9 protein-coding genes and 1 pseudogene are annotated in these 15,471 nt (G+C 48.6%); 5 read left to right on the forward strand and 5 right to left on the reverse strand.

Annotated features, from left to right (window positions below; translation table 11 throughout):
• Positions 1-19 precede the first annotated feature (19 nt).
• A complete protein-coding gene (locus tag M2404_RS13270; protein WP_259240233.1) occupies positions 20-1,192 on the forward strand; it encodes a cystathionine beta-lyase in 1,173 nt (390 codons plus the stop codon).
• A 259-nt stretch (positions 1,193-1,451) separates the two neighbouring features.
• On the opposite strand, the gene M2404_RS13275 is transcribed toward M2404_RS13270, so the two are convergent.
• From M2404_RS13275 to M2404_RS13285, 3 genes and pseudogenes are all read right to left on the reverse strand, one after another.
• Complete coding sequence (locus M2404_RS13275) at positions 1,452-1,688, reverse strand: hypothetical protein (RefSeq protein WP_259240234.1); 237 nt, start codon at positions 1,686-1,688, stop codon at positions 1,452-1,454.
• Between the two features lie 249 nt (positions 1,689-1,937).
• Positions 1,938-2,144 (reverse strand): annotated as a pseudogene (locus tag M2404_RS13280) (glyoxalase superfamily protein).
• Between the two features lie 409 nt (positions 2,145-2,553).
• Positions 2,554-4,011, reverse strand: a complete 1,458-nt coding sequence (locus tag M2404_RS13285) for a pectate lyase family protein (RefSeq protein ID WP_259240235.1) — start codon at positions 4,009-4,011, stop codon at positions 2,554-2,556.
• A gap of 292 nt (positions 4,012-4,303) precedes the next feature.
• Here M2404_RS13285 and M2404_RS13290 point away from each other — a divergent pair, with 292 nt between their 5' ends.
• Complete coding sequence (locus M2404_RS13290) at positions 4,304-5,140, forward strand: ion transporter (RefSeq protein WP_259240236.1); 837 nt, start codon at positions 4,304-4,306, stop codon at positions 5,138-5,140.
• On the opposite strand, the gene M2404_RS13295 is transcribed toward M2404_RS13290, so the two are convergent.
• Together M2404_RS13295 and M2404_RS13300 are read right to left on the reverse strand one after the other, a co-directional pair.
• On the reverse strand, positions 5,127-5,840 hold the full coding sequence (locus M2404_RS13295) for a VC0807 family protein (protein WP_259240237.1): 714 nt from the start codon (positions 5,838-5,840) through the stop codon (positions 5,127-5,129). The genes M2404_RS13290 and M2404_RS13295 overlap by 14 nt on opposite strands.
• 67 nt (positions 5,841-5,907) lie before the next feature.
• On the reverse strand, positions 5,908-6,651 hold the full coding sequence (locus M2404_RS13300) for a LytR/AlgR family response regulator transcription factor (protein ID WP_259240238.1): 744 nt from the start codon (positions 6,649-6,651) through the stop codon (positions 5,908-5,910).
• 349 nt (positions 6,652-7,000) lie between these two features.
• Here M2404_RS13300 and M2404_RS13305 point away from each other — a divergent pair, with 349 nt between their 5' ends.
• The 3 genes from M2404_RS13305 (at position 7,001) to ppc (ending at position 15,458) form a co-directional block, all read left to right on the forward strand.
• The gene (locus M2404_RS13305; RefSeq protein ID WP_259240239.1) at positions 7,001-9,916 is read left to right on the forward strand and encodes a TonB-dependent receptor plug domain-containing protein; all 2,916 of its coding nucleotides are present in this window, start codon (positions 7,001-7,003) and stop codon (positions 9,914-9,916) included.
• A 236-nt stretch (positions 9,917-10,152) separates the two neighbouring features.
• Positions 10,153-12,663, forward strand: a complete 2,511-nt coding sequence (locus M2404_RS13310) for a TonB-dependent receptor plug domain-containing protein (protein ID WP_259240240.1) — start codon at positions 10,153-10,155, stop codon at positions 12,661-12,663.
• A 164-nt stretch (positions 12,664-12,827) separates the two neighbouring features.
• Positions 12,828-15,458: a phosphoenolpyruvate carboxylase gene (gene ppc / locus M2404_RS13315; protein WP_259240241.1), complete on the forward strand. Its 2,631-nt coding sequence runs from the start codon at positions 12,828-12,830 to the stop codon at positions 15,456-15,458.
• The last annotated feature ends 13 nt before the right edge of the window (positions 15,459-15,471 follow it).

Here is a 15,471-nt window from a genome sequence, read left to right on the forward strand (position 1 = left end):
TACTGACAAGGGCAGAAAAATGAAAAAAGATACCCGGCTTATTCATGCCGGCCGCAGCAAAAGCTATACCGGCAGCGTAGTAAACCCGCCAGTGGTGCGGGCCTCCACTATAGTGTTTGATACCTTTGCACAGTTAAAACACGCCACGCAAAACCGTGGTAACCGGGTGCCGTTTTATGGCCGCCGTGGCACCGACACCCATTTTGCCTTGCAAGAAGCCATCTGCGAGCTGGAAGGCGGCGCCGGTTGTGCACTGTATCCATGTGGGGCTGCAGCCATTAGCGGAGCCTTACTGGCTTTTTTAAAAAATGGCGATCACCTGTTAATGGTCGACAGCGCCTACGAGCCAACACGTAGCCTGTGTGACAAGCTGCTGGCCGGGCTGGGAATTGACATAACCTATTACGATCCGCAAATAGGTGCGGCGATTAGTAGCTTAATTAAACCCAATACCAGAGTGATTTTTCTCGAATCGCCAGGCTCGCTAACCTTTGAAATGCAGGATATTCCGGCCATTACCGCTGTGGCGCGCCAGCACAATATCGTGACTATTTTAGATAATACCTGGGCCTCGCCCATTTTATGCAAACCATTTGAGTTGGGGGTGGATATCTCTGTGCAGTCGGCCACCAAATATATTGTTGGCCATTCTGATGTGATGCTGGGCACCGCCAGTGCCAATGAAAAACACTGGCTGCAACTGCGTGAACACAGCTATTTAATGGGTTACTGCGCCTCAGCCGACGACGCCTACACCGCACTACGCGGATTGCGCACCTTGTCGGTGCGGTTAAAGCAGCACGGGCAAAGTGCGCTTAAAGTAGCCAACTGGCTGGCGCAAAGGCCGGAGGTTGAAACCGTACTGCACCCGGCACTGCCCACACACCCGGGCAACAGTCTTTTTCAGCGTGATTTTAGCGGCAGCAACGGCCTGTTTTCGTTTGTGTTAAAACAGGGTAGCCAGCAGCAGGTAGAAGCCTTTGTTGAAGGTATGGCGCATTTTAAAATGGGTTTTTCCTGGGGCGGTTATGAAAGCTTAATTACCGCCACGATGAAAGTGCAAAACCTGCGCAGCGCCACCACCTGGCCATACAGCGGGCCGTTAATCCGCCTGCATATCGGCCTGGAAGACGTAGAAGATTTACTGGCAGATTTGGAAGCAGCGTTTAGCCGGTTTAATCAGGCAAGCTGAGATAGTGCTTGCACCAAAAACTGGCCGCTAACGCGGCCAGAAAAAAGCATCATCCCCTCGGCTTAATACTGCAAAACGACTTGAATTACATCCTTTGTGACTACTCTCAAGGCGCTGAATAGTTTGAACGTTAAGCTGACAGTTGCAGGATTACCACATTGTTTCTTACCCAAAAATACGTAGGCTGCGATACCTAACGAAGTAAAGGAGGCTTCTTGTTGGAGCTCCAACGGAGGCTGTGAGCGGCAATAGCTATTTGTTAGTTATCCTCTTTCCTTGGGGCGGAGTAAAGCCAATTTGTGAATTTATATATAAAATGAAAGAGGGTCATAAAAAGAACCAGATGCAGCACTAGCTCTTTTAGTGTTGAAAACTCTTCCAAAATTGGAAAACTTGCTTCCAGCATACTTTTTGTAAGTCCAGCAGCAATAAATGTTAAAAACATTGCTACGCCATGTGAGAAGGCATTAAATTCCCTTTCTGACTTATTTTTCACGCAATTTCTCCCAAATAGTGTTTTTACGCAAATTTCGCGCAACGGCAGTTAAGAGCGCAGCCAGCACTTTTTGCTGGCGATAAAATTTGATTTATTTGTCTGCAGATTCGTTGAACAATATCCTGTTTGAAAATGGGGCCGTCACGGTAAAGCAATGATCGCCCTAGGGCGTATCTTCGATGCTGGGTTTATTGTATTTATATGGCTTAGAAGTGATATGAGCAGCGATCTTATCAAGATCGCTGACGTTCACAAAACCTTACCGCCTGGAATACAATCACCAGAATGTTCGCTTAAGTGCAAAACAAAATTACCAAGTGAAACTTGCATGTAAATAGGGGAGCCATCTTCAAATCGATGTTCCCATTACAGCTTCAAGCCAAGAAAGCCAAGGTAAAACTCTTTGGCTTTATCTTCATCGAAAATCCACATAGTTGGGATTGTCTGAAACTCCATGCCATCTACTATATCACATAGACCTAATGACTCCCGACAAGGTGCTGACCTTCGGGAGCTTGGGTTAGTTTCGCAACCTGAGCCATACTAAAGTGCAATGTAAGGCTCAAGATCATCAGCCGAAGAAGTAAGAACTGTCCATATACAACGATCAAGCGCATCCGCCTTACCACCTTCATTCGGGCTCATTGCTTTAAGTAATCCGTCAAATCCAGATTGAGTCCAACTCATTTTAATAGCCTAACAGCTTAATAGTTTGGAGCTTCTACGCTTTCATGCAATGAATGTTTCCTTTTATCTTATTGTAAATAAAATCAAGCTAGCCAACAACATCTCATTAATCAACTGGATTTTAGCTGCTCGGGTGTGAGTGGTGATGAGCAGGCGGCACTGCCGCCTGCTGCTTTGGTTAGAAACTACATTTGTTAACGCCGGCGTTGGCCAGTACATGGGCTTTTACCTGGTTGGTGGGCAACAGGTTAAAGCTGTAGGACAGGTTTAGCACGGCTGTTGGTTGTACATTTGGCCCGGCGATAATGCCGTCGCTGGGGTATTCCTGCCAGGTAATATTGCTAAAGCTATTACCGCGGGTGTCCCAGTAGCCGTAACCGCTGGAATAAAACGACACTATCGGGTTTTTCGCGTTTTCAAACACATTGTTTTCAATACGAATTACCGCGCCCATGCGGCTGTTAATGCCGGTGTCCTGAATGTCGTTGTAATAGTTATTGTAAATATGGCCCTGGCCAAAACGGAACAACGGCAGGCGTGAATTTACCTTATGCCAGTGGTTATGGTGAAAGGTAATACGGCGATTGTAGTTGTCGGAATCACTGCTGCCCCATAATGAGGTTTTCCAGCTGTCGTGCAGGTAGTTGTAGGATATAGTGACGTTATCTACGTCTTTTTTACCGCTTATAAGCTCGTCGTAAAAATCCTTACCCACATTCAGGCTGTTATAGATTTCGTTGTGGTCAATCCAGATATTACGCGCCGGGCCTTCAATGGTAATGGCGTCTTTATCACCGGTGTTAACATAACGCATTGTAAGGTTACGGATAATAACGTTATTGGCCCGCCAGATTTTAATACCGATGCCGTCGAACAACGCATTGTTGCCTACACCGATAATGCTGACATTATCCATATCTTTAATATCAAACTTGCTGACACCGCCGGAATTGCCCGGTGTGATAGTGCCATTAACCCGGATTGTGAGCGGCCGGTTTAAATCCCGGTTTTGTAGCGCCGATACTATTTGGGCGCCGGTGCTTACTGTTACCGTTACCGCGTTGCTGCCACTGCCGCCGGTTGTGCCACCGTTAAGCGAGGCATAGCCCTGTGGTGAAGCGGCACAAGAAGTTACCGGGCCTGGTTCCGGGTCAGTAGGGTCAGTTGGATTTGGCGGGTTGCCGCCATTGGTATTCAGGTATACTTCAAACTCAGCAATGCGCGGCGCACCGCTGGCGGTCAGTATTTCCAGATTGAGTTTTTTCGTGCTTACAGTGCTGAAGTTAACCGTTCTGTTGCTGCCAATACTGGTACCGGTAGCCAATACTGCGCCGTTGTCATTATTTACCAGCCGCCAGCTGGTTACATTGCTACCCTGCTCACGCAGTATTACCTGATTAGCGCTGATAGCGCTGCTCCACTTAACCGACACTCTTTGGCCGTTATTAGCTGACGGTTGCCAGTAAGTTTGCAGGTTGGCGTCTTTTACATCGCCGTAGCTACTGCCACTGGCTTTGCTGGAGCCATCAGCCCCGGCTCCGGGGCCGGTAATTGCCAGGTTATTTGCCTGTGCCAGGGCACTGAATGCCAGCGCTGTAGTCAGTGCCGACAAGCGTATTAATTTGCCATATTGCATTTGCCTTATCCTCTGTTGATTTGTTTTTGTAGCACCGCAGTTATCGCCAGTGCGTGTTAAGCCTGCAACAGGGGGTTAATACTGGCTATTCCATATCTGGAAGCTGCGGCGGATATCAGAATTTTTTTACAGTGATATAACCAACGCCTTGATCATAAAAGGTAAATTAAAAGTAATTTTTGGCATGTAATAAATTTATCAGACAAGTTTTTCTGCTGATACAGGCTATTGGGTAATTGATCTGTTGATTGACTGACATACAATGGCGCAGCGATTAAATTTGAGGTGCAGCATGAGTAGCGAAGTTGTAACAACAGTGCCGTCGGTACGCCAGCGGTGTAGGCATTTTATTGAAAACAATACCGTGCAGCGGTTGTTGCTGGCATTGATCCTGATCAACGCTGCCACACTGGGGCTGGAAACCATGCCGGGTGTAATGGCTGTAGCCGGACCGGTAATTTACCTGCTGGATAAAGCCATTCTGGGCATTTTTGTGCTGGAAATTGCGTTGCGGTTGTATGTGCACCGGCTGGCCTTTTTTAAAGATGCCTGGAGCCTGTTCGACTTTATTGTGGTGTCTATTGCGTTGCTGCCTGCCAGCGGGCCGTTTTCGGTATTGCGGGCGCTGCGTGTGCTACGGGTACTGAGGGTGTTAACTTTTGTGCCGTCGATGCGCAAAATTGTCGGCGCTTTGGTGCAATCACTCAATGGCATGTTGTCAATTGCTATGGTGCTGGGGCTGGTGTACTACGTAGCGGCAGTTATGGTTACCAAGCTGTTTGGTGAAACGTTCCCAGACTGGTTTGGCAGTTTAGGGGCATCACTTTATACGCTGTTTCAGATAATGACACTCGAAAGTTGGTCGATGGGGATTGCTCGGCCTGTGATGGAGCAATTCCCTTATGCCTGGCTGTTTTTTGTGCCCTTTATTCTTATTGCTACTTTTACCATGCTTAATTTGTTTATCGCGGTAATTGTTAATGCAGTACAAAGCATGCACGACGAAGAACATCAGGCTGAACACGATGCCGATAAAGCGACCCAGCAGCAACTGCTGTTACAGATGCAGCAGTTACAACAGGAACTGATCGCGCTGCGGTCGCAGTTAAAAGCGCCTACTGCAGAATAAAATCTTCCAGCGACTGGCCGGTTAATTTACCAATTTGCCGGAAAATATACCAGATGGAGCCCAGCAGCATAATCATGCTGGGCACCACTATTACCGGGTAGCTAAGCCACGTCATCCGGCCCAGCTCTTCAGCATAAGCAGTGGTGCCGGGCTGACTTACCACTATGGCTTTGGCCAGCACATAATTCAGCGCAGAAGACATAAAGAACGATGCCGCAACAATATAACCCGCCCGTGCCATACGCCGGTCAAACTCTGCACTGTTATTCTGCGCGGCTAAAGCCTGCTGCAGCTTGTCGGTATCCAGCAGCTCGGGGTTAATCAGCAGTTTCTTCACTAAAGGATAGGGTGTGTATTGGCTTACCAGCACAATAATGCCAATTAAACCGGGGATCAGTGCTTCTTTAATGGCAATATAAGAGGGGTCGAGCTGCAGTAAACTAATGCCTCCGGTCAGTAATACGCTGACAATACCCAACACTGAAAAAAAGTTAACCTTGCCGGCTTGCTTTAACTCCCACATACCAAACAGCAATGGAAAAGCCAGCGCCACGACTACTGCCCATACCGGGCCCAAGGCATCTTCACCGCTCAGGCGGCTTAACACTACCGCCGGGATCACAACGTTAATTAATAAATTGCTAAGAAAGCCAGATTTTTTCTGTCTGGCTGGTGCGGTTGTATGCTGCTCTGTAGTCATTGTACTTACCCTAATCTGTGTTGCCGGCAGTATAGCAAGGTTTTACTCTTTGCCAGATGTAAAACTGTCAGGCTATCTGACCAAACAGTTCGGCCAGCGCTGCCCGGTGGCGGCGGGACATGGTAAGCAAAGTACCACACTTTAACACGACTTCGGCATCGCCCTTATCGCCGGGGCGTAATTCGATAATATCGCTTTTGCGCACGATAGATGAGCGGTGAATACGGGCGAAAACAGCCGGATCAAGTTTGCTTTGTATCGCGGCCATAGTATCGCGCAGCAGGTAGCTTTTTTGCTGTGAATACACATGAATGTCGACATAGTTACCGGCGCTTTCAATCCAACTGATATCGTCAACTTCAACAATACGCAACCTGCCCGGATCACGTATCGTTATACGATCTATGTAATTGTTGCTTTGTTCCGCTTTTTCACTACTACGGCCCAGCGTATCAATAATTTTGCCACAGGCTTTAAACAATGCCTGCTGAAACCGCTCGGCACTAAAGGGTTTAAGCAGGTAGTCCACGGCACTTAGATCAAAGGCGGTAACGGCGTGCTCGGCATAGGCGCTGCAAAAAATAACGGCTGGTTTATTCGCCAGTTGTTTAAACACATTCAGGCCATCCAGCCCCGGCATTTGTATATCCAGAAAAATAATATCCGGCTGATGCAGCTCTGCCAGGCGCAAAGCATCGGTGCCGTTGTCTGCTTCAGCAGCAACTTCAAATTGCTGCTGCTGACTTAAAAGGTGTCTTATGCCAGCCCTGGCTAAAGGTTCGTCGTCCACTATTAAACAGCTTAGTTTCATATCCGACTCGGGAAAATTAACGGCGTGGAACAGCTCTGACCAAGTTGATAAGCGTCAGTTCCCTGTCCCATGGGGCTTAAAGGGCGCGCAGTGTAGCAAAACAATGCCGATGGTTGCACTGTATTGGCAGTACAAAAACGGTGTTTCATCGCATGGCAGTTAACACTTTTACACAAAACATTTTCTTGTTTCGTGAATAACCCCTTCCGTCACTAAAAAGCTCGCCATTGTGTCATTGTGGTTGATTTGGGTACTTGGTGAGGCTAGCGTCAACAAGGAACTGAAAAAGTTCCGTATTAATAACAATAAATTACGTAAATGCTGTTTTACAGGCATTCAGAGGGACAAAATGAGAACGAATAAACTGACACACGCTGTGCGCATTACCCTAATGACTTCGCCGCTGCTATTATGCGCAACTCCGGGGACTGCCGCTGCTGAGTTGGAAGCACAAAAGGTTGAACGTATCGAAGTAACCGGTTCGCGCATTAAGCGGATTGGTGAGCTGGCGCCAACGCCAGTAACCGTTATTACCGGACAGACTATAGTGGAGTCAGGTGTAACTAACGTTGCAGACTTACTGCACAAGTTACCTGGCACTTCTGTAGGTTTAGCGCCGGAAACTACCAACAATACTATTTTCGCCAGTGGCTTAAATAACACTGATTTACGTGGGCTAGGTAGCAACCGTACTTTGGTATTGGTTAATGGCCGTCGCTTTATTGCCGGTGCTCCGGGCTCCAGTGCAGTAGACCTAAACAACATTCCTACCTCGATGATTGAGCGTATGGAAATTACAACCGGCGGTGCATCAGCTATCTATGGTTCTGACGCTATTGCGGGTGTAGTAAACATTATTACCAAAAAAAGTTTTGACGGTGTTGAAGTTGATATTTCTACTGTGAGAACTGAACAAAGCGGTGGCGAAGAAGAGTTCGCGTCTTTCACTTTTGGCTCTGACGTGGGCAAAGCCAGCTTCATTACTAACGTAAACATTAGTCGACAGCATCAGTTACGCGGCGATCAGCGCGACTTTATGTTAAACGGGCCAATTACCATTGCTAACCCGGCGTTAGTCGGTTACACCGGTGATGATGTATTACCTGGTCGCGTTGTTTGGCGCACCGGTACTACCTCAATCCGTAACTGGAGTAAGACTGGTAACTTTGCAGTTGCCGGCCAGCGCTATACTTTTGATAAAGACGGTAATCTGAAGCCGTTTGCTGAAGGTGAGCTGCCTCCTGCGGGCATTCCGGGAACGACCAACCAAAACAACTATTTAGGCCGTGACGGTGACGGCTATGATAGCATTTCGCATACTTACCTGAGAACGCCATTAAAGCGCTTAAATTTTGCTACCGTTGCTAATTATGAGTTTAACCAAGACCATAGTATGACGGTCGATGTTAACTTCTCCCGCACCCGTGCCTACGGTGAAAGCTCTCCGGCGTTTCTGGCGTTTTCTGTTTCGGGAGAAAATGCGTTTTTACCGCAGGATGCCCGTGATCTGATCAACTCAACCGACAATAAGAGTGTTAACTTTAACTATCTTGCGGCAGATTTTGGTAACCGGGTATACGATCAGGATCGCACTCTGGCACGTGTGGCCGTAGGTTTTGAGGGTGCTATTAACGATTCATGGAGTTACGACGCTTACCTTACTACTGCACGTGTACAAGCCGATTCTACCTGGTATGGTGAGTTATATGAGCAGCGCTTTTACGATGCAATTGATGCTGTAAATCTGAACGGCAATATCGTATGTGCTGATCGTGCTGCTTTTGACTTTAGCCGCGAAATTGACGGTGAAACAGTTAATTACAAAAAGGGTGATGTAGTCGGCGCGAAAGCCGGTTGCACGCCATTGAATATCTTTGGCCAAGGTTTATATAGCGAAGAGGCTTATGCTGCCATCTCTACTGATGCGTCACGCCGTTCTTCGATTGGTCAAACTGTGGTTGGTGCTTCAGTAAGCGGTGACATTATTGAACTGCCAGCAGGTTATATGTCAGCAGCATTTACCGCTGAATATCGTGACGAGCGTGCTTCAACCTTACCTGACCCGGCAATGCGTGCAGGCGAGTTGTTTGGTAACCGCTCAGAGCCGTTGGATGGTGATTTTAACGTTGCTGAAATCTCTGCTGAGTTCTCGGTACCATTAGTCGAAGGCGTGTATCTGGTTGATCAACTGACTTTAGATGCGGCCATTCGCTACATGGACTACTCCACATCTGGTTCCGACAACGCTTGGAAACTAGGTTTAAACTGGGCAGTAAATGATGACTTGCGTGTTCGTGTCGGCAAATCAAAATCAGTACGTGCGCCAAACATCAGCGAACTGTATGCGCCACCAGGCCAAACCTTCCGCGCGTTCAGAGATCCATGTGCAGCCAGCGAGATTGCTACCGCTAATGCCACTTACAAAGCCAATATTGTTGCTAATTGTGCGGCGCTGGGCATTCCAACAGACTGGGAACCGTCAGATACCTGGAAGCAATCAAATAACTCTGGTTACATTCGCGGTAATGAGAACTTATTTAACGAAACGGCACATGATATCACCGTTGGTTTTGTTTACACACCGTCCTATATTGATGGCTTAAGTATCACTGTCGACTACTGGAAGTTTGATATTAATGACATGATCCAAAGTTTTACCGGGCCGGACGTAGTGCGTTACTGCCACCAGGGAGATAGCATTAATAACCTGTATTGCGATTTGATAGAGCGTAATACTGATACATTTGAAATAGACAATTACTTTGAATCGCCAATCAACTCGGCCAGCAGCAGAACCTCTGGTGTTGATATTGAAGCTGCTTATGGCTTTGATTCATCCATTGGTAAAGTGGATTTCCGTTTAATCAGCACCTATCTGGAAAAGCGTGAATTCAATTCCACCGGTGTGGCAGAAGATTTAGTCGTGTCTACCGGTGAGCAAGGCCGTCCGCGTTGGCGTCATCGCTTTACCACGAGCTACAATTACGGAGATTTCTCTGCAGTATTAACAGTAACGCACCGCAGCAGTACCGTTAATGACAGAGAGTGGACACCGAGCCAAAACAATTACAACGACATTGCTTCATACACGCAGTTCGACTTAACCAGTCGCTACAATGTGACTGACGATTTACAGCTAAGGCTGGGTGTGTTGAATATGTTTGACCGTGTACCGCCAACGTCACCATTTGCCTTTAACAACAGCAATGGTTACTACGACTCGTTAGGCCGCCGGTTAACCGTAGGCGTTAATTACAGCTTCTAATCAGCTGTGGTTTTAATGTTCAAAACAAAGGCTTCCCTGCGGAAGCCTTTTTACTGGCTTGCACAAATAAATACAGTTTATACCGCAAAATACTGCTTACCCTCCGCTTAACCCTTAATGCATGACTGCCGCGTATTTGTGCTGGTATTGGCAACAAAAGCGCAGTAGCGTCAGCGCCGGAAAAACCACCACTTATAACAACGGTAGCCTCAGCGAAGGCTTCCAGGGGGAATAACATGCAAAAATCTATCATTGGCAAAGCAGTACGCTTTGCTTTGCTGGCTGCGCCAGTATCTGCCGTAGGCTTTAGCTCTGCTGCCGTAGCGCAGGAAGAAACTGCCAAGGTTGAACGTATTGAAGTAACCGGTTCGCGCATTCAGCGTCAGGATATGGAAACGGCATCACCTGTTACGGTAATTGATGCTGCGGCTATCCGTATGGAAGGTTTTACGTCGGTTGACCAATTATTACAGGCGCAAACCTCTATGGCGGGCGCTGCAGTAGGTTCAACCACCAACAACGGTGCTGACGGTGTTGCTCAGGTAGACTTACGCGGTATGGGCTCACAGCGCACGCTGGTATTGCTGAACGGCCGCCGTATGGTTAACTCAGGTTCAGGCGCTGATAGCGCAGTAGACTTAAACTCAATTCCGGTTGCGATGATCGCCCGGGTTGAAATTTTAAAAGACGGCGCTTCTGCGGTATATGGTTCTGATGCCATTGCCGGTGTGGTAAATATTATTACCAAAAAAGATTTTGAAGGCTTTCAGGTAGATTTAAACGGCAGCAGCACAGACAAAGGCGACGGCGAAACCGGCGAGCTAAGTGCGTTATATGGTTTTAGCACTGACCGTGGTAACTATACCTTTGGTGCGGCGTATTCAGATCGTAAAGGTGTTATTCAGGCAGATCGCGACTGGACTGAAGCAGGTAGCAGTTCATTTATTCCTACCGGTACTTTAGGTGGCAAAGTGCAGAATGCCCAGGGCCAGTGGGTAGATCGCAGCACCGGCTATGATTTTACTCAAGACAGCTGGTATCAAACACCAAGCAAGCGTTACAGCTTGTTTGCTAACGCTACGCAAGAGCTGGGGAACGACCTGGTGTTTACTGCCGATGCGCTGTATACCAAACGTAAATCAGACCAGCAACTAGCTCCTCAGCCAGGCGATATTATGCTGGATGTATGCGGTGCGCCGGGTGCTGATCTGGTGCAATGTATTACACTGACACCCGCGATGACTGCAGGTGGCCTGGCAGCAGACGAAACCGGCCGTATTAATTACCGCCGCCGTACTAATGATGTTGGCCCACGCGTATATGAGCAAGACACTGACACGTTGCGTTTATCTGCCGGTTTAGCCGGTACGCTTGACGTACATACCGGTATGAACTGGGATGTATCTTACACCTTTGGTAAGAACAAAGCCGACACCTCAGTAGCCAATTCAATTAACGCTGTAAATATGGCTGATTCTGTTTATGCTAATCAGGCTGCCTGGTTTAGCGGTGCGCCATTAACGCCGGCAATTGTTGACGAAATTGGTTATCTGGAGCAGGCCAACGGCGGTAATAAACAGCATATCGTTGCCGGTGTATTAAGCGGCGATTTATTTGATTTAAGCGCTGGTGCTGTGGGTTTTGCTGTTGGTGCGGAGTACCGCCGTGACAGCGGCTACTACAACCCAGACCCGGTAATTGTGGCTGGTGAAGGTACTGCGGCTCAGCAAGATCCTACCAATGGCAGCTACGATGTTGTGTCGTTTTATCAGGAAGTGAGTGTACCGTTCACTGAAAAACTAACCGGTGAATTTGCGCTGCGTTTTGATGATTATTCTACTTTCGGTAAAGCCAGCACCTGGAAAGTAGGTTTAACCTATGAACTGTCTGACGAAATTATGTTCCGTGGTGTAGCCGCTACCGGTTTCCGCGCACCGAACGTTAGCGAGCTGTTTGGTGGTAACACAGGTTCTTATGATTACCTGGACGACCCATGGGGCAACGAGCAAGACCCGCAAATTCTGGTGAACTACACCTCAGATGCTAACATTGAACCGGAAGAGTCAGAATCTTTCACTGCCGGTGTGGTGTTATCACCTGCGCAAATTGAAGGCCTGTCAATGACAGTAGATTACTGGCGCTTTAAAGTATCAAACGCTATTACGCGTTTAGATGCACAAGCCGGTTTAAATAACTGTTTTGCCGGTGACGTTACTGCCTGTGAAACCTTTAAGATTACGCCACAGGGCGATTTATCTAACTTCACTAACCCGTTAACCAACGTAGGTGATCAGGATACCAGCGGTATAGACGTAAACATTGCCTATCGTTTTGAAGGTTTAGGCTTAACCTGGAATATCAATAACGACACCACCTGGTTACTGAAGTTTAAGCAAGATGGTCTGGATTACACCAATACTATCGATGGTAACTTCGGTGGCTATGCTGAACTGCGTAATAACTTCAGCATTCAGGCAGGCCAGGGTGACTGGAGCGTAACTTACTTTAACCGTTATATCGGTAAAACAGAGTACTTAGCCGACGGTTCACGTATTGATGCCGTGCTGTATCACAATATTGCTGCCAGCTACTTTATTACTGATGGCCTGAGTGTGTCGCTGGGTGTGAAAAACCTGACCGACGAAGAGCCATCACGCGTTGCCAACGGCAGCGATGGTGGCACCGTGCCGGAAGTATTCGACACTATCGGTCGTCAGATCTACGGTGGCGTAACGTACAAGTTCTAAGTTTTGTTGTAATACTGAACCCGCCGTGATGGCGGGTTTTTTGTTTTTAACTTTGTGGTTATTTGGTATTACCAATTTCGTAGCCCATTTTGTAATCAATCATTGTTGAGTACCTGAACATAACGCGCTAGGGTGGTGCAACATGGGTAACAGAGGCAACGAGAATGGATCATTACGCAGCACTGAAAGCCAATGTTGGCTTACTGGGAACAAAGCTGGGCGACACTATTCGTGGTCAGCTGGGCGAGGCTGTACTGGAGCGGGTAGAGCAGATCCGGTTATTATCTAAGGCAGCGCGCCAGGGCGATGAAACGCAGGCAGATAAACTTAAACAGGTACTACGCAGCCTAACTGATGACGAGCTATTGCCGGTTGCGCGGGCTTTTGCGCAGTTTTTAAATTTAGCTAACCTGGCCGAGCAACACTATACTGTCAGCCGTATTGGCCATGCCAGCATTGAAAAGCCAGAGCCACTGGATGAGTTGTTCAGCCTGCTGCAGCAAAAGCAGCTGGACCAGGCCAAAGTTGAGCAGGCCGTAGCCAGCTTATCAATAGAACTGGTGCTTACTGCACACCCGACCGAAGTATCGCGCCGTACCCTTATTCATAAACTTACCGAAATCGCCGCCTGTTTAACGCAGCTGGAGCAAGAATTAAGCACAGCGCAGCAGCAAAAAGTAGAACTGCGTTTAAGTGAGCTGATTGCCCAGGCCTGGCACACTAATGAAATTCGCGAGCAGCGGCCAACGCCGGTAGATGAAGCCAAATCAGGCTTTGCCGTGATTGAAAGTTCATTGTGGCAGGCCATACCGGACTTTTTGCGTGAACTGGATACCAAATTAGTCGATGCCACCGGCAAAGGTTTGGCACTGGATGCAGCACCGGTAAAATTCTCGTCCTGGATGGGCGGAGATCGTGACGGTAACCCTTTTGTTACCGCAAAAGTTACCCGGCAGGTGCTGTTGCTCAGCCGCTGGAAAGCGGCAGACTTATTCGCTAAAGATCTGGATATGCTTGGTAGTGAGCTGTCTATGTACCAGGCTAACCCGGCACTGCGCGAAGCTGCAGGCGAGGCCAGTGAGCCTTATCGTTATATCCTGAATAAACTGCGGGCTGGTTTACTGCACAGCCGTGACTGGTTAACCGAAGCATTAAAACATGACCGTTTACAGCGGCCGCAGGATTTAATCTGGCACAATCAGCAATTACTTGAGCCGTTACTGCTGTGCTACCAGTCATTACTTGACTGCGGTATGGCGGTTATCGCTAACGGCCGGTTGCTTGATACCATCCGCCGTGCTTATGCTTTTGGCTTAACCCTGCTGAAACTTGATATCCGCCAGGATGCAGGCCGTCATGCACAGGTGTTTTCTGAATTAACCCGGCACCTGGGGCTGGGGGATTATGCCGCCTGGGATGAAGGCGCCCGTCAGGCGTTCTTGCTGGCCGAGCTGGCAAATCGGCGGCCGTTGTTTCCGAAAAGCTGGCAGCCGTCAGCTGATGTGCAGGAAGTGCTGGATACCTGCGACATTGTTGCCCGCCATGGCAGCGAAGCACTAAGCACCTATGTTATTTCTATGGCCGGTAAACCGTCAGATGTGCTGGCAGTACAACTGCTGTTAAAAGAAGCCGGTATAAGCTTCCCGATGCCGGTAGCGCCATTATTTGAAACGTTAAGCGATTTGCAAAATGCGCCGGATTGTATGCGCAAGCTGCTCAGCATCGACTGGTACCGTGGTTATATTAACGGCAAACAGGAAGTGATGATTGGCTACTCCGATTCAGCCAAAGATGCCGGGGTATTCGCTGCAGCCTGGGCGCAGTACAGTGCTCAGGAAGCGCTGGTTGCTATTTGCCAGCAAGCCAAGGTGCAGCTTACGTTGTTTCACGGCCGTGGCGGTACTATTGGCCGTGGCGGCGGCCCGGCGCATGCCGCTATTTTATCGCAACCGCCGGGGTCACTGGCCGGAGGCTTGCGGGTAACCGAGCAGGGCGAGATGATTCGCTTTAAGTTCGGCCTGCCCAAATTAGCTGAACGCAGCCTGGCGTTGTACGCCAGCGCCGTGCTCGAAGGTATGTTATTGCCGCCACCGGTGCCAAAACAAAGCTGGCGCGATTTAATGCAGCAACTGGCAGATGACTCCTGCGAGGTTTACCGCGGTGTGGTACGGCATAATAAAGAATTTGTGCCCTATTTCCGTGCTGCCACGCCCGAGCAGGAGTTGGGCCAATTGCCGCTTGGCAGCCGCCCGGCCAAACGTAACCCTAGCGGCGGTGTGGAAAGCCTGCGGGCCATACCGTGGATTTTCGCCTGGTCGCAAAACCGCTTAATGTTGCCCGCCTGGCTAGGTGCGGGCGGGGCTTTAGCCAACGCTGCCAAGCAGGATAAAACCGCTTTGCTGGATGAAATGCAACAACAATGGCCGTTTTTTGCTACCCGTATGTCGATGCTGGAAATGGTATTTTTAAAAGCCGACAGTGAAATAGCAGCTTATTATGACAAAGTGCTGGTGCCAGACGATCTGAAGCATTTAGGCCAAAGCCTGCGCAGCCAACTGGCTGATGATCGCCAGTTGCTGCTCAAGCTTATTCACAGTGATACGTTAATGGCAAAAGAAAGCTGGATTAGAGAGTCGATCATGCTGCGAAATACTTATGTAGACCCGCTGCATATTCTGCAAGCTGAACTGCTGCACCGCGTGCGGCACCAGCCTGAGCGGGTAAACCCGATGATTAGCCGGGCGTTAATGGTGACTATCGCTGGCATTGCCGCCGGTATGCGAAATTCAGGCTAGAGACTCTCGTGTG

This window comes from Rheinheimera pacifica, from assembly GCF_024809855.1.
Classification (GTDB): Bacteria; Pseudomonadota; Gammaproteobacteria; order Enterobacterales; family Alteromonadaceae; genus Alishewanella; species Alishewanella pacifica_A.